Here is a 22,135-nt window from a genome sequence, read left to right as displayed (position 1 = left end):
AGGTGAGTGGGGTGCGCGGGACGCTTGCGTGCGTTCTGGCGCTATGTGCCTCGGTCGCGTGGGCGTTCGGGGTCTCTGCTTCGGAACCCGGGAGCGCGACGGCCGGAATGTCCGACGGGGGCTTCGCACTCGCAGGCGCGGGTGCGGCCGGACCCGGTATCGTGATGCGGGTGCGTCTCTCGGCGCGTAGCCCTCTCAGGTTTAACCTGGACCAGGACGCGGTGGTGATGGATGTCCGCGACGACGTCCTTGCGCGCGACGTTGCGTTCGGGAAGTCGTTCACGACCGTCTTGGGAGGTCCTGGCGCTGGTGACGATGCGTACGAGGTCGAGATCGGAAGGTTCCGGCGCGTGGACGATGCGCTCGGCCTGCGGGCCGTGCTGGCGGCCTCCCTCCCGTATGAGGACAAGGTTCGGTATGTGCCGCATATTGTGGCAGACGGCACTGAGTGGGTCTTCCGGGTGGGTGGGACCGGCGATCCCGATGCGCTCCACAAGTTGAGTGCGGCGCTCGCCCGTGTGGGGATACAGAGGGGCTTTGCGCCCGTTCCTGTCCTTGTGAGGCCTGCGGTGTCCGAAAAGGCCCGCCTCTCGACCGCAGACGGCCCGTTCGAAGTGCGCGCCGGGGAGCTTCCTGGCGAAATCGTGTTGCTGACCTCGTCGGGTGCGACCATGTCCTTCGTGGGCGGGGGCGTGCGCGTCGCACCCCGGGACTCCCTTGAGATTGGCTTCACCGTTGGAGGCGTCAGATACAAAGGTGAGCTCGAGATAAGGAGGAAGGACTCCTGGGACGGGAAGGTCGAGCTCGTGGCCATCAACCGCATCGACATCGAGTCCTACGTGGAGGGCGTGCTTGCGGGAGAGGTGTACCCGAGCTGGGAGATGGAGGCCCTCAAGGCCCAGGCTGTGGCTGCGAGGACTTACGCGCTTTACCGGAAGGCCACGACGTCCGGCCGGGATTACGATGTGGACGATACTGTGGCGTACCAGAAGTACTCAGGCGGGCACGCCATCGAATCGTTCAGGCGGGCAGTGGCGGAAACCCGCGGCGAAGTCGTCACATACCAGGGTGATATCATCAACGCGCATTACTTCGCGTCAGGTGGTGGGACGACCGAGGACGACGAGGATGTCTGGCCGGGGGGAGAGGACGAGCCGTACCTCGAGGCAGTGGCAGATTTTGACCAGGCATCGCCACACTATGTGTGGCAGAACCCGCCTGCGCTATGGGCACCGAACCTTCTTGCCAAGCTTGGCCTTCAGCCGCAGTTTCCCGCGCGGATAGAGCCCGCGTTGGTCTCAGGTGAAAAGGTCCTGAGCTACCGCTTTAGCACCCCGTCCGCCAGCGTGACCCTCACGCGGGAGGAGATCAGGCGCAAGGTGGGACTCAAGAGCCCCCGGTTCACCATCAGGGTCGTGGGACCCGAGGAGACGGGGATAGTCGTGCCTAGCGAGGCTCCTGACGCGCCCGGGGGAGGCGCGGGCCCCGATCGGACGGCTCGCGACGGCACGCCTCCGGTTGACGGCACGGGCGGCACCGCGGAGCCCGGGCTTCCAGCGGTCAGCGGATGCGTGGCGGTGAGGGAAGACGGTTCCACGAAAGGCTACGTCGTGAGCCTCGGAAGGAACGTGGTGGTCCAAGGGAAGGCCGTCGGGCCCGGATGTGCAGGCGAGCTTGAGTCGGCCGGAACCCTCGTCATCATCGACGGCGTGGGGTATGGCCACGGGGTCGGCCTCAGCCAATGGGGAGCGCAGGGCATGGCGTCGATGCGGGACGAACGCGGGAATCCCGTGTACTCGTACGTGGACATCCTGAAACACTACTATCCTGGCACTGAGGTGGTTGCGAACTACAATTTACCCGTCCTTTCGCCCACCGTTCCCACGGGATCCGCCGAGGGGTCCGCCGTCTCCGGTGCCGACGTCCGGGTCGAGACCTCTCCACCCGATGATGCTGGCGAACTCGAGCCTTGTGAGCCCCTTGGTCGTGATTAGCCTCGGCGCGAAACGCTTTTTACACGAGACCAGCCAGTAAAGGGAAACCGCGGCGAGCCAAATGAGACCCGAGATAAAGCCCACGCGCTGTCCGGGGACGAAGGGCAGCGTCAGGATCACGCCGGCTATGAGAGCAACCGTCATCCACGAGGTGTATGGATAGCCTGGCATTTTGAACTTGAGCGCCGAGGGGTTCTGCGCGAGGATACGCCGGCGCATGTATATCTGGGACAGGCTTATGACGAGCCACGAAAACAGGAATCCGAAGCCCCCTATTCCCGTGATGTAGAGGAACGCAGTTTTCGGCACCAGGTAGTACAGGATCACGCCTACGTACAGGAAGAAAGTGCTCCCGATAACCGCCAGATAGGGAACGCGTGATCTCTTGCCCAGCCTGGTGAAAAACCTCGGCGCTGCCCCGGCTTCAGCCAGCGAGTATAGCATGCGCGAGCTCGTGTACAGCCCCGAATTCATGCTAGACAACGCGGCCGTGATGACCACGAAGTTCATGATGTCAGCGGCGGCCGGGATCTTTAGCAGCTGGTATACCCGAACGAACGGGCTCGCGCCGAGCCCTACCTCGAACCATGGTATGGTGCCCACCAGGACGGTCATGGATCCGATGTACAGCACGAGGGTTCTCAACGCGACGCCGTTCACCGCCCGGGGAACGCTGGTCGCTGGGTCCTGAGTCTCCGCTGCGGCGACCCCGATCACCTCGGTTCCGCCGTATGCCACCATCACCATGACCATCGCCAGGAGCACGCCGCCTATTCCCTTCGGAGCGAAACCCCCGTGTCCCACGTAATTCCTGATGCCTATGGGGCTGAAGGGACCGAGCCCGAGTATTGCAGCTGCGCCTATGAGGATGAAGGCGACTATGGCGACGACCTTTATCATGGCGAACCAGAATTCGAACTCGCCGAACGACCTGACGCTCGTCAGATTCACGAGCGTCATCGCTACGGCGAAAACCAGGCCGAAGGCGAGGGCGAGCTCAGGAGAGACCCATAGGCGCATGTACGTGGAGGCTGCGACGATCTCGGCAGCCATGATGACCACCCAGGCGATCCAATAGGTCCACCCAACTACGAAGCCTACGTACGGGTGGAGTGATTCCGCTGCATACGTGCGGAAAGAGCCTTCCACTGGCTCGGCCACAGACATCTCGGCGAGGGCGAGCATCACCATCATCATGATGACGCCGCCAAGCGCGAAGGAGAGGATCACCGCGGGGCCAGCCAGCCTCACCGTGGCTGCGCTTCCGAGGAACATGCCCACCCCGATGACCCCGCCTATTGATATCATGGAAAGGTGGCGAGAGGCAAGGCCGCGGCGGAGCGTGTTTCGGCCGGGAGAAGCCAAGGAATTCACCCCGGACGCTAGGATTTCCGGGCGGGGCGTCGAATATTCGAACGAGGTACTTCGCGCAGCCGGTGGAGATTTTGTGGACAGCACGGCGCGTCGGGTTGCCGGGCCCCAGGGCGTGGCACGCGGCGGCTGGTACCCTGCGGGGGCCTCAAGGAGGTGGGCGCTTGTGCGTATGGGAGCGTGCAAGCTCGCCTTTGTGTTTCTCTCATGTGCGGTCGCGCTCGCGGGCTGTCTTCCGAAGACGCGCGAGTCAGGTGAAGACCCGGCAAGTCTACTGAGGACCGCGGTGGAGAATACGCTCGCATTGAAGAGCGTGCGAGTGGTCGAGGAAACGGCGTTTCCTTCCTCAGACAAACTCCTGTCCGCCAGGGATGTGAGGGGCCTCGGCACGGGCGTATGGACCCGCGTCACGGAGTACGTGGCTCCGGACCGTGTCCACTATACATCGTCTTCCGAGGATGGGGGCATAGAGGCGTACCGGGTAGGCCAGTCCATTGCCTACCGACTGCTCGACCTTGAAACGCCCGCCGAGAGGCCCCTTGGCGGAGACGCCGACCGCGGGTGGGTCCGGGTCGAACGCTTGGCGGATGTGAGCGACGAGGCGATTCGTTCAGAACTCGAGTGGCTCTCCGGGGTTACGGGGGTTGAGACCATTCTCGGCGGGGATCTGCACGACGCCGAAAACGTCATCAAGACCGGTGAGGAGGAAGTCGAGCGAACGAGATGCGCGGTCCTGAGTTTCGCGAGTCCCGCTTGGTTGAAACGGTTCGAAACAAGCCTTGCTGAGGCGGGGGTCGGCGCTAAACCTGTGAAATACGAAATAACGGCATGGGTGACGCTGAGGGGAGAACCGCTCATCTCGAGAATAGAGGACATGTGGGTATACCAGGAGCCCGGCTCTGATGTCTACGAGTACACCATAAGCACGAAGTCGATCGAACCGACATCGGCGCTTAGTATAGAGCTCCCATGATGGTGGCGTTTGGGGGTGCGCCTGCTTTCGTCGCATTGCCGGTGGTTGCCACGTTGCTGGCGGTGGTTTGCGTCGGCTCGGAGGGCGCTAGGCGCCCGCGAATGAGAGAGAACGCGAGACGCCCGAGGATGAACGGGGAAGGGAGGTGATCCTGGGACTGGGTCGGCAAGAGGTGAGCTTTGCTTGAACCACATCGGGTCGAACTGCGAGCCTGATTCTCCGAGTCACTGCGCCTGGCCCTCTCATGGATGGCGGGTGACCGGCAGCCGCGGAAGCGAGGTCTCTGCGGCTCGAGGGTTTGCCGGGAAACTGGCAAGCCTCCCACTATTGGAAAGGAGATGTTAAGGATCATGCCAAAGCCCAAAGGTTTGCTGTGCCGTTGTGTGGAAAGTCGTTTCCTCCCGCTTGGGCTTGTTGTGGTAATCTTCCTTGCTGTTGCCTTCGGAAGCGCTGCAACCGCAGCGCCCGCCGCGCGTGAGGTCATCCTGGCTACCACCACCAGCACTCAGGACACTGGCCTGCTCGACGTGCTCATTCCCATGTTCGAGAGCGAGACGGGCTACATGGTGAAAGCGATAGCCGTGGGCACAGGGCAGGCGCTCGCTCTCGGCGCCCGCGGCGAAGCCGACGTGCTCCTGTGTCATGCGCCTGCGTCGGAGATGGAGCTCGTGACGAGCGGGCTTGTAACCAACCGCAGGCTGGTTATGCACAACGACTTCATAATCGTCGGTCCGCCAAGTGACCCCGCGGGTATACGCGGCTTGACTTCCGCGCCTGAAGCGTTCAAGAAGATCGCGGCCCACGAGGCGGTTTTCGTGTCACGGGGCGACGACTCGGGCACGCACAAGAAAGAAAAGGAGATCTGGGCCAAGGCCTCGGTACAGCCTGGAGGGCGTTGGTACCAGGAGGCTGGCTCGGGCATGGGGCAGACCCTGAATATCGCTTCCGAGAAGGAAGGGTATACGCTGACGGACCGGGGCACCTATCTCGCCCTCAAGAAGCGCCTTGGCCTTGACGTGTTGGTGCAGGGCGACCCGATGCTCCTCAACATCTACCACGTGATGCAGGTGAACCCTGAGAAGTTCGACAAAGTGAACGGCCCGGGAGCCAAGGCATTTGTAGAGTTTATGGTGGCTCCCGAGACCCAGAAGGTGATCGCCTCGTTCGGAGTCAGAGACTACGGCGAACCACTCTTCTTCGCGGACGCTGGCAAGAACGAAGACGATCTCGGACGGTGATGCCAGGTTGGACCTTGTAGTCGAAGGCATCGCGAAGGCATTCTGGCTTCTCGTGAAGGTGGATCGCGAGGTCATCCGGATCACCCTGCTCACCCTGCGAGTGTCGGGGCTCGCGACCTTGATAGCCGTGGTGGTGGGCGTGCCCCTCGGAACCGTCCTCGCGCTCTCCACCTTTCGCGGGCGAGAGGTCGCTGCGAGCCTTATCAACACCGGCATGGGGCTGCCACCCGTAGTCGTGGGGCTTTGGGTGAGCATCCTTCTCTGGCGATACGGACCCTTGGGTTTCCTGCATCTCATGTATACCCCAGCCGCCATGGTGATAGCTCAGTCGGTCATAGCGCTCCCCATAGTTACGGGCTTCACGATGGCCGGCATAGGCCAGCTCGACCAGGGAGTGCGGCTGCAGATGCTTTCCCTCGGGGCATCACGATGGCAGCTGCTCTGGATACTCCTGGGTGAGGCGAGGCTCTCGGTATTGGCAGCCGTGATAGCTGGCTTCGGGGGCGTAGTATCCGAGATCGGCGCGTCCATGATGGTCGGCGGAAACGTGATGGGCCAGACGAGGATCCTCACCACTGCGACGGCCATGGAGGTATCGCGCGGGCATTTCGATATGGCGATAGCGCTCAGCGTGATTCTCCTGGCGCTCACCTACGGTGTCACTTATGGCTTGACTCACCTACAGCAAAAGGGTGGGCGCGCGTAGGCCATGGACCGAGCGCGGCGCAAGCCTGCGTCCAGTACGCGGTACGCGAGAGGGGAATGTGCTGTTGGATGAGGCTGTTGTCGATCTCAAGGATGTCAAGGTGTTTCGTGGCACGAGAATGGTTCTGGATGTCCCGCGCCTCGTGGTGCGGCGCGGCGAGGCCCTGGCGGTGGTGGGCCCTAATGGCGCTGGGAAAAGCACCCTTCTTCAGGTGATGGCGTGCCTTCTCCGGCCCGGGGCAGGCGAGGTCGTCGTATGCGGAGAGAAGGTCGAAAGGCGTACGAATCTCCTGAGACTCCGGCGTCGTATGGCCATGGTGCTTCAGCGCCCGTACCTCCTGGACGGCACGGTGTTCGACAACGTGGCAGTGGGCCTCCGGATGCGCGGCGTCCCGCGCGAAGAGATCCGAACCAGGGTTGAGCGGGCGCTTGCCGCTTTCAACATCGAGCATCTCGCTGCGCGGCGCGCGCGGGCGCTCTCTGGTGGCGAAAGCCAAAGGGTTAGCCTCGCGAGGGCTATCGTCCTGGAACCTGAGGTGCTCTTCTTGGACGAGCCCACGAGCTCGTTGGACGTCCCGACAAGGATAGCGCTCCTCGCTGAGCTGGCCGAGGTGGTTCGCGAGACGCGCGTGACCACGGTGTTCGTGACCCACGATGTTATGGAGATCCCGTTCCTGGCAGAAAGGACCGCGGTCATGGCAGGCGGGCGGATCGTGGCTTGCGGGCCGGTGAGAGACGTGCTCAGCGACGACATGAGGCGGGCTCTCTCCGCTCTTGCCGGCTCCGCCCGCTGGATCTTGTCTCAGGACGGTGATGCAGTTGCAGGTCTTCCTGTCGCTTCTTCCTCCCGGTGAGGCGTGGCGGAGGCTGGAGGAGCACCTTGAGTGCGGACCACGTCGTGTCGAGATGGTCGACCTTCTCGACGCCCACGGGCGCGTGCTTGCGGAGGACGTGACTAGTCCCGCGGATCTGCCAGGCTTTCCCAGGTCGACCGTGGACGGCTTTGCCGTGCGCGCCCGGGACACCTTCGGGGCAACCGAGTCCATGCCGGCGCTCCTTGCCGTCGCTGGCGAGGTCCGAATCGGGGACGCCCCGTGCTTCGCGTTGAGGCCGGGAGAGTGCGCGAGGGTTGCCACCGGGGCAATGCTGCCGCAGGGCGCGGATGCCGTCGTCATGGTCGAGGCCACGATGGAGACCGGCGGGAATCTCGTGGCGGTCGACAAGGCCGTGGCGCCTGGCGAGAACGCGATCGGTCCCGCGGAGGACGTGGCCCGCGGTGCCGTGCTCCTGAAGAAGGGTGCGAGACTGCGTCCGCAGGACATCGGGGCTCTCGCTGCCGCCGGCGTGTCCAGGGTGAAGGTGGCAGCAAAGCCGAATGTCGCGATAATGTCCACCGGAGACGAGCTCGTGGAGGTTGCCGCCACCCCTCCGCCAGGGAAGGTCCGAGACACGAACTTGTATTCTTTATGCGCTGCAGTGCTCGCGGCGGGCGGGAGACCTCTTGCGGCAGGGATCGTCCGAGATGACTACCAGGAGCTTGCGGCGGCCATGCGAGAGCGCCTGGCCAGCGCAGACATGCTCGTCGTTTCTGGCGGCAGCTCCATTGGCGCCCGGGACTTCACACGTGACGCCATCGACTCCCTTGGGCCTCCCGGGGTCTTGGTACATGGCGTTGCCGTGAAGCCGGGGAAGCCCACCATCATCGCGGTCGCTGGAGGGAAGCCCGTGTTCGGGCTGCCAGGCCACCCTGTGTCCTGCCTGACGGTCTTCAGGCTTTTCGTGGAGCCTGCCATAGCGAGGTGGATGGGCACGGTGCCAGAGAGGCGCGAGCTTGTGGCCCGCCTTGGGGCAAACGTGCCGTCCGCGGCCGGGCGGGAGGATTACGTCGGGGTACACGTGGTGACGCGTGACGGAGAAGTGTGGGCGGACCCGGTCTTCACCAAATCCTCGCTGATATCAGGGCTAGTGGCGTCCACTGGGATCATCAGGATCCCCGCGGACGCCGAGGGCCTTGAGAAAGGAGCTCGTGTCACCGTTTCGCTGTTGTTCTGAGCACGGTGCCGCAGGCTCTCGTCTCCTTTCCGGAGCGCGACGGCTGCCCGTGCTTGCACGGTGGGGCGTGGGGAACTCGGCCATGTCGGCCTCGGCTATCTCGGACGCGGGGTCCGAACGGGAACGGGGCACGGCGCAGGCCGCAGGCGCGTCGTGTACGGGGGGCATGCCGGTAGCCTTGGGCGGCGAGACTTCGGCGCTGGAAAGCGGCGCGAGCCTCTCGAGGTCTGTCTCGACGCGGAGGGCTCGCGGGGTCGGCGGGCTGTGTTGCGTGTGTGCCGGAACAGGGCCGGGCGTCCTTCCTAGGGACCGTCATGGGGGTTGCGCCCGACGACGGGCGGACTGGAGGGTGAAGATGACGAAGCGCGACGTATACCTCACAGAGGCGCCTCTCGACGAGGCGCTGCAAAGGTTCTTTTCAACTCTCGAGGCGAGGGGGATGACGGCTCCGCTGGAGGGCGAGACCATCCCGGTGGATATCCCCGCCCTGGGGCGCGTGACCGCCTCGCCGGTGGCGGCGCGCGTGTCGTCGCCGTACTACCATTCTTGCGCCATGGACGGGATCGCCACGCGGGCCGAAGCCACCTTCGGGGCAAGCGAAAGAAACCCGGTAACGCTGCGCCTCGGCGAGGAGGCACGGTGGGTCGACACTGGAGACCCGCTGCCGCCCGGGTTCGACGCCGTCATCATGGTCGAGGATCTCGTTGAGGTGCGCGAGGACCGCGTCACGGTCATCGCCCCGGCAAGGCCGTGGCAGCATGTGCGCTCGGTAGGCGAGGACATCGTGGCCACGGAGCTTGTCCTGACGGCGAATCACGTCATTCGGCCCCCGGACCTCGGAGCCATGCTCGCGGCGGGAGTCACCGAAGTGAGCGTCCGCAAGAAGCCAAGAGTGGCTGTGATTCCCACCGGCGACGAGCTCGTGCCGCCAGGAACGCCGCTCTCCCCCGGGAGAATCATCGAATTCAACTCGAGGATCGTGGGCGGACTCGTTCACGAATGGGGTGGCGAGCCGGTCCTGCACGAGATCGTGAGGGACGACTACGAAGCCATCGCGCATGCCGTGCGCGTGGCCGCCGACGCGGCCGACATCGTCGTGGTCAACGCGGGATCCTCAGCCGGCAGCGAGGATTACACCGGTCGCGTGGTGAGCTCCCTAGGCGAGCTCCTCGTCCACGGGGTCGCGATCAAGCCTGGGAAACCCACGATCTTAGGCATCGTTTGCGGCCGGCCGTTCTTAGGGATCCCCGGCTACCCGGTGTCGGCCTCGCTCGCATGCGAGCTTTTCCTGAGGCCGCTCGTGGCGAGGATGCTCGGGCGGCCAGCGCCGCGCCGTCCGAAGATGCCCGCCGTGGCAACCCGGCGGATCGTGTCGACGCCGGGCGTGGATGAGTTCGTCAGGGTCAAGGTGGGGGAAGTGAACGGAAAGCGCGTTGTCACGCCGCTTGCGCGCGGAGCGGCCGCAGTGATGTCCCTTGTGAGGGCTGACGGGTTGATCCGCATACCCCCCTCGGCCCAGGGCGTGGAGGCGTCGTCCACGGTCGAGGTGGAGCTATCGCGCGAGCCCGATGACATATCAAATACCATCGTCGTGATAGGCAGCCACGATCTCACCCTAGACCTCCTCGCAAGCCATCTCGCGTGCAGGTACCCCGGCCTGAGCCTTTCCTCGGCACACGTGGGCAGCATGGGGGGGCTCATGGCGATCCAGAGGGGCGAGGCCCACCTCGCGGGAGTTCACCTCATCGATGGAGAGACCGGAGAGTACAACGTGCCGTACGTCGAACGATTCCTCGGGACCGAAGGCTTTGCCCTCGTGAACCTCGTCCATCGCGAGCAGGGCTTCATTGTGGCCAAGGGGAATCCCAAAGGCATCGCAGGTTTCGCCGACCTTACGAGGCCTGGCGTCGTCTTCGTGAACAGGCAGAAGGGCGCGGGAACGAGGGTGCTCCTTGACCTCGAGCTCGCAAGACTTGGTTTGGATCCGGGAAGGATAGCCGGGTACGAGCGCGAAGAATATACCCATATGGGCGTCGCCTCTTGCGTGGCGAGTGGAGCTGCCGACGTCGGTCTTGGGATACGCAGCGCCGCAGCCGCGCTAGGCCTCGATTTCGTGCCGGTCGCGAAGGAGCGATACGACCTTCTCACGACCAAGGCCTTCCTTGGTTCTTCAATGATGGATAAACTTCTGACCGTGATGAGGTCGAACGAGTTCAAGGCGGCTGTCGCCGGTCTTGGCGGGTACGACGTGTCGGACACCGGAAAGGTCGTGTGGGAAGGGTGACAACGCTCGTTGATGCCTTTGGCCGGAGGATCACGTATCTGCGCGTCTCTGTGACGGACAAGTGTAACCTCCGGTGCGTTTACTGTATGCCAGAGCACGGGGTGAAGCCCAGGTCGCACCACGAGATACTCAGGCTCGAGGAAATCGCCCGCGTGGTCCGGGTCGCAGCCGGCCTGGGGATCACCAAGGTGAGGATCACCGGCGGCGAGCCCCTCGTGCGCAAGGGCCTCGTGCAGCTCGTGAAGATGATCGCCTCTCTTCCTGGCCTCCGCGACTTCGCGATGACCACCAATGGCACGCTTCTTGATGACCGCGCTGCCGAGCTCGCGGCCGCAGGGCTCAAGCGAGTCAACATCAGCCTGGACACGCTGAGGCCGGACGTGTACTCGAGGATAACGCGACGTGGCGATCTCCAGGCGGCGCTCCGCGGGATAGCCGCTGCGGAGGCGGCAGGCCTTCGGCCCATCAGGTTAAACGCTGTGGTGGTCCGGGGCGTAAATGACGGCGAGATCGAGGATCTCGCTCGACTCACGTTGGAACACGCCTGGGACGTGAGGTTCATAGAGCTCATGCCGTTTTGGGGCAATGGCGGGAGCCTCGGGCCTTCGGATGTGGTCCCCATTGAAGAGGTGAGGGGAAGAGTGAAGGCCATCGCCCGTGGTGGGGCATTGGTCCCTTGCCACGCGTCACTGACGTTGGGCTCGGCCGCACCCACGGGGCGGCCAGGCCTGGAGGCAGCAGGCGAATCGGGCCCCGCGAGCTACATACGGCTGCCTGGAGCGCTCGGGCGAGTCGGCTTCATATCAAGGGAGGGCGACGGTTTTTGCGTGAGGTGCAACAGGCTGCGTCTCACGGTCGACGGCAAGCTCTTGCCGTGCCTTCTCGCAACCTCCGGGGTCGACTTGCGGGGGCCGCTTCGCGACGGCGCCGACGACGCAGCCATTGCTGAGCTCATACGGAAAGCTGTGAGCATGAAGCCGGAGAGCGGCGCGGCGTGCGGAGGCGTGGCGGGCGACGGTGTGTTGCAGCCCTCGCCGTCGCTGTGTGAGATCGGAGGTTGACCGAAACGGGGAAGCAGGCGGAATGCTCGGGGGGATAGGCCGATGACGGAAGGAGTGCCCGGGAGGACGCTGACCCATCTTGACGGGTCGGGCAAAGCGCGGATGGTGGACGTGACGTCGAAGCCTGACACTGCCCGCGAGGCGCAGGCTCGATGCAGGGTCCGGATGGCCCCCGCGACCCTTGCACTGGCTGAGAGGGGCGAGGGGCCGAAGGGCGACGTCTTCGGAGTGGCGAGGGTGGCTGCGGTGATGGGCGCGAAGAGCACGTCCTCGCTCATCCCGATGTGCCATCCTATTCCCATCACCGGGATCGACGTGGACTTTCGGACCGATCTCGCCAGCGGTGTCGTGGACATCCAGGTCACGGTGCGCACTTTCGGAAAGACGGGGGCTGAAATGGAGGCTCTCACCGGGGCCTGCATGGCCGCGCTCACCATTTACGACATGTGCAAGGCAGTGGACCGGTCCATGGTGATAGGCGATGTGAGGCTCGTGCGCAAGTCCGGCGGCAAGAGCGGGGATTTCGTACGGGAGGGAGAGCCGAGTTGGGAGGGGTAGTCGTCGCGGTGTGTGTGAGCGAGACCAAGGGCGTGAGCAAGCGCGACGTGTGTCGGGGCAGGCTAGTGGAGGGGCACGGCTTAGAGGGGGACGCCCACGCTGGTCCGTGGCACCGGCAAGTGAGCCTGCTCGCGGAGGAAAGCATCGACAAGATGCGCGCGAAGGGAATCGAGGTTGGGCCGGGGGCATTCGCGGAGAACATCACCACCCGCGGCATTGACCTCCACCACTTGCCCGTGGGCACCCGGCTTGAGATAGGGCCCGAAGCGGTGCTCGAGGTCACTCAGATAGGCAAGGAGTGTCACGCAGGGTGTGCCATCTTTCGGCAAGTGGGCGAGTGCGTGATGCCGCGCGAGGGGGTGTTCGCGAGAGTGGTACGGGGCGGAGAGATCGAGCGGGGAGATGAGATACGCGTGAAGACGCCGGTTCGGTTCGCGGTCTTGACGGTGAGTGACAAGGGAAGCCGAGGGGAGCGGCCCGACGAGAGCGGCGATGTCATCGAACGTATGGTCTCGAGCATCGGCAGGGTGGTGGAAAGGCGCATCGTTCCCGACGAGTACGACCTGATCGTTGAGGAACTGCGTCGTATGGCCGATAAGCTCGGGGTTGACGTGGTCCTGACCACGGGCGGCACGGGATTCAGCCCGCGCGATGTTACACCCGAGGCTACGAGATCGGTCATTGACCGCCTCGTTCCGGGGATTCCCGAGGCCATGCGCGCGGCCGGGCTCGCCAAGACGCCTCACGCCATGTTGAGCCGGGCTGCCGCGGGCATCCGGAGGAAGACCCTGATCGTGAACCTTCCCGGCAGCCCGAAGGGGGTCGAGGAAAGCTTGGCAGTGCTCCTCGCGGCCATCCCCCATGCGGTGGAGACCCTAAGAGGGACCGCCGAAGAGTGCGGGAGGGAACGGAGCAAGAACGATTGAGCGGTCACGGCATCGCACCGCCCCCGTGACGGCGTGACGACGGTGCTTGTCCCCAAGGAACGGAGATTGTATAATATACACGTTGTTCCAGCTGAGCACCGGGGAAAGGTGGGAACGGAAAGCCGACCCCCACCTGGCCGGAGCTGGGGAGAGCACATTGCGGGAGGCGGACGAAGTGGTAAACGACCTTCAGCAGATCCTCCTGAGCGAGGAGGTCATCGCCAAGAGGGTCAAGGAGCTCGGCGAGCAGATCTCCCGAGATTACAGTGGATGCGACCTTGTGGTGGTGGGCATACTCAAAGGCGCGCTCGTGTTCATGGCGGACCTTATACGGCACCTGTCGATTCCCGTCATAATGGATTTCGCCGTGGTGTCGAGCTACGGCACGGCCACGAAGACCTCGGGCGTCGTGCGGATCCTCAAAGACCTCGATCAGCCCATCGAGGGCAAGCACGTGCTCATCGTCGAGGACATAATAGACACCGGGCTCACCATGCACTACCTCATCAACAACTTCAAGGCCAGGAAGCCTCTCTCGGTGAAGGTGTGCACGCTTCTCGATAAGCCGAGCCGCAGAGAAGTGGATATTGTTCCTGACTACTGCGGGTTTTCCATCCCCGACCATTTCGTGGTCGGGTACGGGCTTGACTACGCGGAATACTACCGCAACCTGCCCCAGGTTGGCGTGTTGAAACCGGAAGTATATCAAAAATGATAGCAATCCTTGACTTCGGCTCACAATATAGCATGCTGATCGCTCGCAAGATCCGCGAGCTTGAGGTATACTGCGAGATCCTTCCCCACGATGCGTCCGCGACGCGGATAGCTGGGCTCAAGCCTGAGGGGATCGTTCTTTCAGGCGGGCCGTCGAGCGTGTATGAGGAAAACGCCCCTTCTTGCGACCGGCGAATCCTAGATATGGGCGTTCCCGTGCTCGGGATCTGCTATGGCATGCAGCTCATGGCGCGGATCCTTGGGGGCGAGGTGGCTCATCTCGGCTTGCGGGAGTACGGCAAGACCACGGTCTTCGTGAATGACTGGTCCGATCTCTTCGCGGGCGTGGGTCCGAGCTTCACGTCGTGGATGAGCCATCAAGACCAGGTGAATGCGCCTCCTGCGGGGTTCGATGTCATCGCCCGCACCGAGAACACCCCTGTTGCAGCCATGCGCGACCGCGTCCGGAAGCTTTACGGGCTCCAGTTTCATCCTGAGGTGGTTCACACCGAACACGGCAGGGAGATCTTGGCGAACTTTTTGTTCAGGATATGCGGGTGTGAGAAGTCGTGGACTCGAGGCAGGTTTATCCAGGACCAGGTAGAGCGCGTCCGCGAGCAGGTGGGAGAGGGGCGCGCGATCGCCGCGCTGTCGGGCGGTGTCGATTCCTCCGTGGCCGCGCTCCTCGTTCACCGCGCAATCGGTGACAGGCTTACATGCGTGTTTGTTGACACAGGCCTGCTTCGGAAGGGCGAGCCAGAGCAGGTCAAGGCCACTTTCGGGGAACACTTCAGCATGAACCTCCGCACCGTGGACGCGCGAGAGCGGTTCATAAGCACGCTGCGCGGGGTGGTGGACCCGGAGGAGAAACGCAGGAGGATCGGTCGCGAGTTCATCAGGGTATTTGAGGAAGAGGCTCGGAAGTGTGGCGAAGTCGACTTCCTGGTCCAGGGGACGCTGTATCCCGATGTCATTGAGAGTGCGGGCTCCCGTCTTGGGCCCGCGGCCAAGATCAAGTCCCACCACAACGTGGGCGGTCTTCCCGAGACCATGCGGCTGCGGCTCATCGAGCCATTGCGCTACCTCTTCAAGGATGAAGTCCGGGTCATCGGGCGGGACCTCGGTCTGCCGGCATCCATAATCGAGCGCCACCCGTTCCCTGGGCCCGGCCTCGCTGTCCGGGTGGTGGGCGAGGTCACTCCGGAGAGCCTCGAGATAGTGCGCGAGGCGGATGCGATCGTTGAGGAGGAGACGAGGGCTGCGGGGCTGTATACCGAAGTGTGGCAGGCTTTTGCAGTGCTCCTGGACGTGCGAAGCGTGGGCGTCATGGGAGACGCGCGCACCTACGAGCGGCCCATCGTGATCCGCGCGGTAACGAGCGAAGACGGGATGACGTGCGATTGGGTGAGGCTCCCGTCGGAAGTGCTCGAGAGGATCTCCACGCGCATCGTCAACGAGGTCAAGGGCGTGAACCGCGTCGTGTATGACATAAGCACGAAGCCACCGGCGACGATCGAATGGGAATAGCGATGCGCGTGCGCGTAGCGTTCACCGTGAAGGCCCCTGCGATGCCTCGATGTACCTCTCGGTAGGCACCGCAGGGGCTTTGCCACGTACAACGCCGATCCTTGTCTCATCTCAGCACCAAGTCCGACTGGGATGATGGGCGTTCCAATTCCCCGGCGCCGCTGGCAAGCCAAGTGCTCCGTCGAGCTTTTGGGGGCTGGATGAGCCTTCTGAGTATGTCGCCAAAAGTTCGCGCCACTTTTCGGCGGAGGGCTCCTGCCCAGGGTTGCCGGTGTTGCCCTCCGGGGACGGCGCGCTTGCGGCGCGCCTCGTTCGAATTCGGCGCGCAAGCCTGCCGAATTCTCCACGCCCCGTCGTGCAAGCACCGGCAACCCCAGCGCCGTCAAGAAAGGAGACGAGAACTTATGGCGTCGTACTTGGTCAGGTTATGAGCGGCAGGATGAACCTGAGGACAAAGAGCGCTGCGAGCACCCACATTGTGGCGCTGATCTCTTTCGCCCTGCCTACCAGCAGCTTGATGATGACGTATCCGAGAACCCCGAACACCAGGCCCTCGGCTATGCTGTACGCGAACGGCATCATCGCGATGGCAAGGAACGCCGGGATCGCCTCGGTGAAGTCGGTGAAGTCGATCTTCATAACTGGCTCCATCATGAAAATGCCCACGATGATGAGGGCGGGAGCGGTTGCGGCAGCGGGGATCAGCTTCACAAGCGGCGCGAAGAAGAGCGAGAGCAGGAACAGCACTGCGACTGTGACGGCCGTGAGGCCGGTTCGCCCGCCCTCAGCGACGCCCGACGCGCTTTCCACGTACGTGGTGACGGTGCTGGTTCCGAAAATCGCTCCGGCGATGGTGCCGACCGCGTCGGCGAGGAGCGCCTGGTCAGCTCTGGGCAATTCGCCCTTTTCGTTCAGGAACCCGGCTTTTGTTGAAACACCAATGAGTGTACCGGCCGTATCGAACATGTCTACAAATGTGAATGTGAAGATCACTGTTATCAGTCCGACGTCCAGGAGCCCGCTGAAGTCCATCTTCAGAAATGTTGGGGCGAGGCTTGGCGGAGCGCCGATGATGTCGGCGATCCCTCTCGGTGCGGGGTTCAGCTTGAATATCATTCCCACGATCGTTGTGATAAGGATGCCAAGCAGGAGCGAGCCTTTGACGCGCCGCGAAACGAGGAGCCCCATAACGGCCAGGCCGAACAGGGACAGCAGAACCGTCGGGGACGTTATGTTGCCTAGCCCCACGAGCGTGGCCTCATTTCTCACGATTATCCCGGCTTCTTGCATCCCTATGAAGGCGATGAAAAGACCGATGCCCACGCTCACCGCGAGCTTCAGGGTCATCGGGACGCCGTTGATGATAGCCTTTCGCACCGGGAGAAGGGTCAGTATCAAGAAGATCACGCCGTCAACGAACACGGCGGCGAGGGCCGTTTGCCAACTTATGCCCATTCCGAGGACCACTGTAAATGCGAAGAAGGCGTTCAAACCCATCCCGGGCGCCATGGCGAACGGGTAATTCGCATAGAGCGCCATAACCAGCGTTCCCAGGGCCGTGCCGAGGATGGTCGCGACCATCACAGCTCCGACGTCCATGCCGGTGTTCCCGAGAATGGATGGATTGACGATGATGATGTAAGCCATCGTCATGAAAGTCGTGATGCCCGCCACGATCTCTGTCCTTATGTTGGTGTGGTTCTCTCTCAAGTGAAACACGCTATCCAGAAACCCGGCATCTGCGTTGTTCACCTTCGCTTGTGCCATACCCGAACCTCCTTAAGATACATAGCGTGTGGCCAGCACGAGTAAATGCGCCCTGTAACGGACCCCAGCCCGCTTTGTGCTGCGCGGGTAGCTGCTCGCTCACGTGCTTCCGTGCATCCCCTCCTCTCCGCAGCGAAACCTTTTCCGGGGCCCCGGAGGCGGACCGCCCGGGCTCGAACCTTTCCCCGACCCTGGGTGGGGTGGCAAGGCCTTGTAGGCACTGCGCGATGCGTGCGCTGAGGTGCGATTCCGAGAAGAGTCCTAATGGCCCTACAATTGCTTCCGAGCGTTGGAGCTCAACCCGGGGCGGCGGTCGCCGCCGTCTGGCGGTGGAACCCCGCGAGCGCGCAAGGGGCCTTCGCCGGCGCACTTTACTGCTTCGACGTTTCGCTTGAAAGACCTTCTCAGGGTTGGTTATCTCCTCCTCTGCAGGGCATGGCTGCCACAGCGACTTTACAGGGCGACGCCCACCGCGCTCGCTAGCGCCCGCACCACATGGTCTAGATCATCTTTTGTCAGCCCGGGATGAACGGGGAGCGACAGAACCTGCCGATAGGCCCGTTCCGTTGCTGGACAGAGTGCGGCCTGTGCTCCGAACCGCTCTCGAAGCGCTGGCTGGGAATAGATTGGTTCCGGGTAGTGGATGCCCGTTTCGACGCCGGCTGCCTTCATTAAGGCAGCTATCTCATCGCGCGAGCGGCCTAGAGTGCTCTCATCGATGCTCACCGTGTACTGGTGGAAGACGGATGATACATGGGGCGGCACGTAAGGCGGCGTGACCCCCGGGAGCGACGAGATCGCGCCGGTGAGGTAGGCCGCGTTTTGCCGCCGGATCCTCGAAAACTCGTCTATGAGGCCGAGTTGCGCCCGCCCGACGGCTGCCGCGACTTCTGTCATGCGGTAATTGAATCCGACCAGCGTGTGACGGTATTTGCTCTCCTGGCCGATGTTGCGCAGGCGCCTGATTTTCGTTGCGAGATCGCGGTCTTCTGTCGCGATGAACCCGCCTTCCATGGTATGGAGGTTCTTCGTGGCGTAAGTGCTGAAACACGTCACGTCACCGATGGTTCCGATTTTCCTACCACGGTATTCCGCCCCGATGGCCTGGGCAGCGTCTTCCACGATGAAGAGGCCGTGACGCGCGGCTATGTCGCGTATGGCATCCATCTCCGCCGGTTGCCCGTAGAGGTGCACGGGCTCGATACCGACTGTGCGAGGGGTTATTCTCTCCTCGATCGACGCTGGGTCTATGTTGAAGGTCCTTGGATCGATATCGGCGAACACAGGCGTCGCGCCGCAATACATGATGGCATAGGCGGACGACGCGAAGCTGAACGGCGTGGTGATGACCTCGTCTCCGGGGCCGACCCCGAGCGCGAGGAAGGCGAGGTGAAGGGCAGCAGTGCCGCTTCCCACAGCCACGACGTGCGTGGCGCCTAGGTAATTCGCTAGGCCCGTCTCGAACTCCTCGACCATCCGCCCCTGAATGAGCATCCCCGATCTGAGCACTTGGAGGACGGCCTCTTCTATCTCGGGACCGTGATAGGGTTTTGCCATTGAGACCTTTCGGAACTCGAGCCCCGTTGAAGTGCGCGATTCTGATTCCATCGTATCCCCCCTCAGTTGACGGCCTTCGCCCCGATACCGTGCTGATATGCTAGGCTGCTGCAGTTCGCCACACCGTATTCTGCGCGATCCGCCGATTTCCTTCCTTGAACGCGTGCACGCGCTTACGTAAGTATGGCGCGGCAAGTTTCTGCCCTTTCTCTCGAGGGCGAGGGCGCTGGGGTTGCCGGTGCTTGCACGACGGGGCGCTCGGAATTCGGCCAGCCCGGGCGGCGAACTCGAACGAGGCGCGCCGCAAGCGCGGCGCCGTCTCCTCAGGACGAACGCCGGCAGCCCGGGGCAGGACTTGTGCGCTGAAAAGGAGCGCGGGCTTGTGACGACCTTGGCAGCCTCTGAAATCCGACTTCGGTGTGAAGGGATGGGGCAGCGTCGTGTAGAATACCCAGCCCGTAGGCGGAGCCGGCATGCGGATGCCGCGGCACGGGTCGCGGGCCATCCTCGAGTGGGCCTGTAGTGGGCCTGTGGGGCCGCGACGAGAGACGTGGAGCTTGGCCGTCTGAGGAGGGAGCGATCTTGCTGGATGTGCCGGAACTGAAAGACGCCCTTGACCTCGCTGTGTCGAGGGGGGCAAGCTATGCCGACGTGAGAGTAGTGCGTAGGCGGCAGGAATCTATCTCCGTGAAAAACGGAGCGGTGAGTGGCGTATCCATGGGCGAGGATGAGGGCTTCGGTGTAAGGGTGCTCGTGGACGGGGCCTGGGGTTTCGCGTCTAGCTCCAGGCTGGACCTTGACGAAGCCTTGCGGGTTGCGGACGAGGCTGTAAGAATCGCGCGGGCGAGCGCGACGGTGAAACGGCGCGATGTTGCGCTGGCCCCCACCAAGCCGGTCACTGGCTCGCACGTCACCCCGTGCAACACGGACCCGTTCGAGGTGCCGATCGACGAGAAGATCCAACTGCTCCTTGACGCTGATAGGCTGGCCAGGGAAGATAAGAGGGTCAGGGTGTCCACCGCTTCGATGAGCTTTTTTGAGGAAGAGAAGACCTTCGTGTCATCCGAAGGCGCGGTGATCAGCCAGAAAAGGGTGGAAAGCGGCGCCGGGCTCTCCGCGTTCGCCGCGGGCCCAAACGATGTACAGAGGCGATCATATCCGGCCGCGTTCGGCGGGGATTTCGCGTGTGCGGGATACGAGTTCGTGGAGGCTCTCGACCTTCCCGGCCATGCAGAGAAGGTGGGACGGGAGGCGGGGGATCTCTTGGACGCGCCGCAGTGCCCCTCGATGACCACCACGGTGATCCTCGGAACCAACCAGATGGCCCTGCAGATTCACGAGTCCTGCGGGCACCCGTCGGAGCTGGACAGGGTCTTCGGCACCGAGGCGAGTTACGCGGGGACGAGCTTCCTGACGCCGGACAAGAAAGGCAGCTTCAGGTACGGATCGGAGCTCGTGAACATAACCGCCGATGCAACGATCCCCGGAGGCCTCGGGAGCTTCGGGTACGACGACGAAGGCGTTCCCGCGCAGAGAACGCCACTTGTGGACGGCGGGATATTCGTGAACTATCTTACGTCCAGGGAAACCGCGGCCAGGTTGGGTGAAAGAAGCAATGGTGCGATGCGCGCGGACGGTCCCCACAGGATGCCGATAATCAGGATGACTAACATCAACCTCGAGCCGGGCGATTGGACGCTCGACGAGATGATCCGCGATACGAAGGAGGGCATTCTCCTCGATACGAACAAGAGCTGGAGTATAGACGACAGGCGATTGAACTTTCAGTTTGGCACAGAGGTTGGTTACCTCATTAGGGACGGCGCCATCGGCCAGATGGTGAAGAATCCCACTTATACGGGGATAACGCCTGAGTTCTGGGGGAGTTGCGACGCGGTTGGGACCAGAGGAGAGTGGCACCTTTGGGGTGTTCCGAATTGCGGCAAAGGCGAGCCGCCTCAGCTCGCGCACGTCGGTCACGGGTCTGCTCCCGCGAGATTCCGTAACGTGAGGGTGGGTGTTGGGAGATGGTAGGGGCGAAAGATACCGTTTTCCGTAGCAGAGACCATGCGTGCGTGGCCGATATCGTCCTGAATACGTCCGAAGCTGACGAGGTCGAGGTGGCCGTCGAGACGTCCGAGGCATACCTCACGCGTTTCGCCAACTGCGAGATCCACCAGAACACCGGGGAACGCACCACAAGCGTGGTGGTGAGGTCGGTATTCGGTCAGAAGGTCGGGGTTGCGTCCACCACGAGGCTGGATCGCGAATCGGTCGAGGCCACGGTGCGGCGGGCGGGGCGCGTCGCGAAGGCGCAGCCTGAGAACCCAGAGTTCCCAGGGCTCCCCGGCCCGGCCGAGTGTGCGCAGGTCAACGCATATTCCGAAGAGACCGCGTCGTGCCCGCCAGAGCGGCGGGCTTCGGGCGTGGGGGAGATCTGCAGGCTCGCGGCCAAAGAAGGGCTCGTTGCGTCAGGCTCGTTTTCCACGGCGGCGCACGAGATGATGGTCGTGAACTCACGCGGGCTTCTTGCAGAGACACGGTTCACCCGCGCGAACCTTCTCACGGTCGTTATGTCCGCTACCGGCTCGGGTTACGCGGAGCGCTTTTCTGTGAACGTCGGAGCCATAGACCCGCATGAAGTCGCTGAAGAGGCGGTGAGGGGATGTCTGGCGGATGCCGACCCCGTAGACATCGAGCCCGGAGAATACGAAGCCATCTTCGAGGCGTACGCGGTGGCCGACATGGTTCAAATGCTCTCCTACATGGGGTTCGGTGCGCTCTCGTTCCAAGAGGGTCGTAGCTTCATGTCAGGGAATATCGGGCGCAGGATAACCGGGCCGAACATCACCATCTGGGATGACGGCCTTGACCCGCGCGGGGTGCCGCTGCCCTTCGACGCCGAGGGGGTGCCCAAGCAGAGGGTCATGCTCATCGAGGAGGGCGTCGCACGCGGCGTTGTGTACGATTCGTTCACGGCCGCGCGCGAGGGAAAGCGCTCCACGGGCCATGCGATATCGCCCTTGCCGTCCGCGGAGCCCTTCGCCGTCAATCTCTTCATGGCTGGGGGTGATTCCTCTCTGGACGAGATGATCGCGGCCACGAGGCGCGGCATTTACGTGAAGCGCCTTCACTATACGAACCCCGTCCATCCCGCAAAGTCGATACTGACGGGCATGACGAGGGATGGCACCTTCCTCGTGGAAAGCGGCAGGATCGTGCGGCCGGTGAAGAACCTCCGGTTCACCGAGAGCATACTTGGCGCGTTCTCCGGCGTGGAACTGATCTCAAAGGAGACGAGGCTTCTTCCCTTGTACTCGCTGGGTGGAATCGTAGCGCCGGCGGTAAAGGTGAGGAGCTTCACGTTTACGGGAGTCACGCAATACTGACAGGAGGTGGCACGGGTCG

General features: G+C 63.2%; 16 protein-coding genes and 1 riboswitch. Of the genes, 14 read left to right on the top strand and 2 right to left on the bottom strand.

The genetic code is table 11. From position 1 onward, the window contains the following. Nucleotides 1–11: 11 nt before the first annotated feature. From GX515_05600 to guaA, 12 genes are all read left to right on the top strand, one after another. Nucleotides 12–1,994 (top strand): SpoIID/LytB domain-containing protein, encoded by a 1,983-nt coding sequence (locus tag GX515_05600; protein HHY32492.1) that lies wholly within the window; start codon nt 12–14, stop codon nt 1,992–1,994. A 1,537-nt stretch (nt 1,995–3,531) separates the two neighbouring features. Next, the gene (locus tag GX515_05595; GenBank protein ID HHY32491.1) at nt 3,532–4,338 is read left to right on the top strand and encodes a hypothetical protein; all 807 of its coding nucleotides are present in this window, start codon (nt 3,532–3,534) and stop codon (nt 4,336–4,338) included. A gap of 205 nt (nt 4,339–4,543) precedes the next feature. Further along, nucleotides 4,544–4,694, top strand: a riboswitch (molybdenum cofactor riboswitch). After that, nucleotides 4,689–5,576, top strand: coding sequence for a solute-binding protein (locus GX515_05590; protein HHY32490.1), 888 nt, complete (start codon nt 4,689–4,691; stop codon nt 5,574–5,576). It overlaps the preceding riboswitch by 6 nt. A 7-nt stretch (nt 5,577–5,583) precedes the next feature. Further along, nucleotides 5,584–6,282: an ABC transporter permease gene (locus tag GX515_05585; protein HHY32489.1), complete on the top strand. Its 699-nt coding sequence runs from the start codon at nt 5,584–5,586 to the stop codon at nt 6,280–6,282. Between the two features lie 64 nt (nt 6,283–6,346). Further along, the gene (locus GX515_05580; protein HHY32488.1) at nt 6,347–7,135 is read left to right on the top strand and encodes an ATP-binding cassette domain-containing protein; all 789 of its coding nucleotides are present in this window, start codon (nt 6,347–6,349) and stop codon (nt 7,133–7,135) included. Beyond that, nucleotides 7,095–8,333, top strand: coding sequence for a molybdopterin molybdenumtransferase MoeA (locus tag GX515_05575; protein ID HHY32487.1), 1,239 nt, complete (start codon nt 7,095–7,097; stop codon nt 8,331–8,333). The genes GX515_05580 and GX515_05575 overlap by 41 nt, the downstream gene beginning before the upstream one ends. Before the next feature lie 355 nt (nt 8,334–8,688). After that, nucleotides 8,689–10,617: a molybdopterin biosynthesis protein gene (locus tag GX515_05570; protein ID HHY32486.1), complete on the top strand. Its 1,929-nt coding sequence runs from the start codon at nt 8,689–8,691 to the stop codon at nt 10,615–10,617. Further along, nucleotides 10,614–11,678: a GTP 3',8-cyclase MoaA gene (gene moaA, locus GX515_05565; GenBank protein HHY32485.1), complete on the top strand. Its 1,065-nt coding sequence runs from the start codon at nt 10,614–10,616 to the stop codon at nt 11,676–11,678. The genes GX515_05570 and moaA overlap by 4 nt, the downstream gene beginning before the upstream one ends. Nucleotides 11,679–11,720: 42 nt before the next feature. Beyond that, the gene (gene moaC / locus GX515_05560) at nt 11,721–12,236 is read left to right on the top strand and encodes a cyclic pyranopterin monophosphate synthase MoaC (GenBank protein HHY32484.1); all 516 of its coding nucleotides are present in this window, start codon (nt 11,721–11,723) and stop codon (nt 12,234–12,236) included. Then, complete coding sequence (locus GX515_05555) at nt 12,224–13,162, top strand: MOSC domain-containing protein (protein HHY32483.1); 939 nt, start codon at nt 12,224–12,226, stop codon at nt 13,160–13,162. The genes moaC and GX515_05555 overlap by 13 nt, the downstream gene beginning before the upstream one ends. Nucleotides 13,163–13,337: 175 nt before the next feature. Then, entirely contained in the window at nt 13,338–13,877 is a 540-nt protein-coding gene (hpt, locus tag GX515_05550; protein HHY32482.1) for a hypoxanthine phosphoribosyltransferase, read from the top strand. Further along, nucleotides 13,874–15,403 (top strand): glutamine-hydrolyzing GMP synthase, encoded by a 1,530-nt coding sequence (gene guaA / locus GX515_05545; GenBank protein ID HHY32481.1) that lies wholly within the window; start codon nt 13,874–13,876, stop codon nt 15,401–15,403. Before hpt ends, guaA begins: the two co-directional genes overlap by 4 nt. 420 nt (nt 15,404–15,823) lie before the next feature. On the opposite strand, the gene GX515_05540 is transcribed toward guaA, so the two are convergent. Both GX515_05540 and GX515_05535 read right to left on the bottom strand, forming a co-directional pair. Further along, a complete protein-coding gene (locus tag GX515_05540; protein ID HHY32480.1) occupies nt 15,824–17,131 on the bottom strand; it encodes an NCS2 family permease in 1,308 nt (435 codons plus the stop codon). 492 nt (nt 17,132–17,623) lie between these two features. Beyond that, the gene (locus GX515_05535) at nt 17,624–18,727 is read right to left on the bottom strand and encodes a DegT/DnrJ/EryC1/StrS family aminotransferase (protein ID HHY32479.1); all 1,104 of its coding nucleotides are present in this window, start codon (nt 18,725–18,727) and stop codon (nt 17,624–17,626) included. Nucleotides 18,728–19,309: 582 nt separating this feature from the next. On the opposite strand from GX515_05535, the gene GX515_05530 reads away from it, so the two are divergent. Both GX515_05530 and GX515_05525 read left to right on the top strand, forming a co-directional pair. After that, nucleotides 19,310–20,761, top strand: coding sequence for a TldD/PmbA family protein (locus GX515_05530; protein HHY32478.1), 1,452 nt, complete (start codon nt 19,310–19,312; stop codon nt 20,759–20,761). Next, nucleotides 20,755–22,116 (top strand): TldD/PmbA family protein, encoded by a 1,362-nt coding sequence (locus tag GX515_05525; GenBank protein ID HHY32477.1) that lies wholly within the window; start codon nt 20,755–20,757, stop codon nt 22,114–22,116. Before GX515_05530 ends, GX515_05525 begins: the two co-directional genes overlap by 7 nt. The last annotated feature ends 19 nt before the right edge of the window (nt 22,117–22,135 follow it).

The sequence above is a fragment of the Bacillota bacterium genome, assembly GCA_012842395.1.
Classification (GTDB): Bacteria; Bacillota; SHA-98; order UBA4971; family UBA4971; genus UBA6256.
The sequence above is the reverse complement of the archived record's forward strand: the minus strand, read 5'-3'. Positions and strand labels throughout refer to the sequence as shown.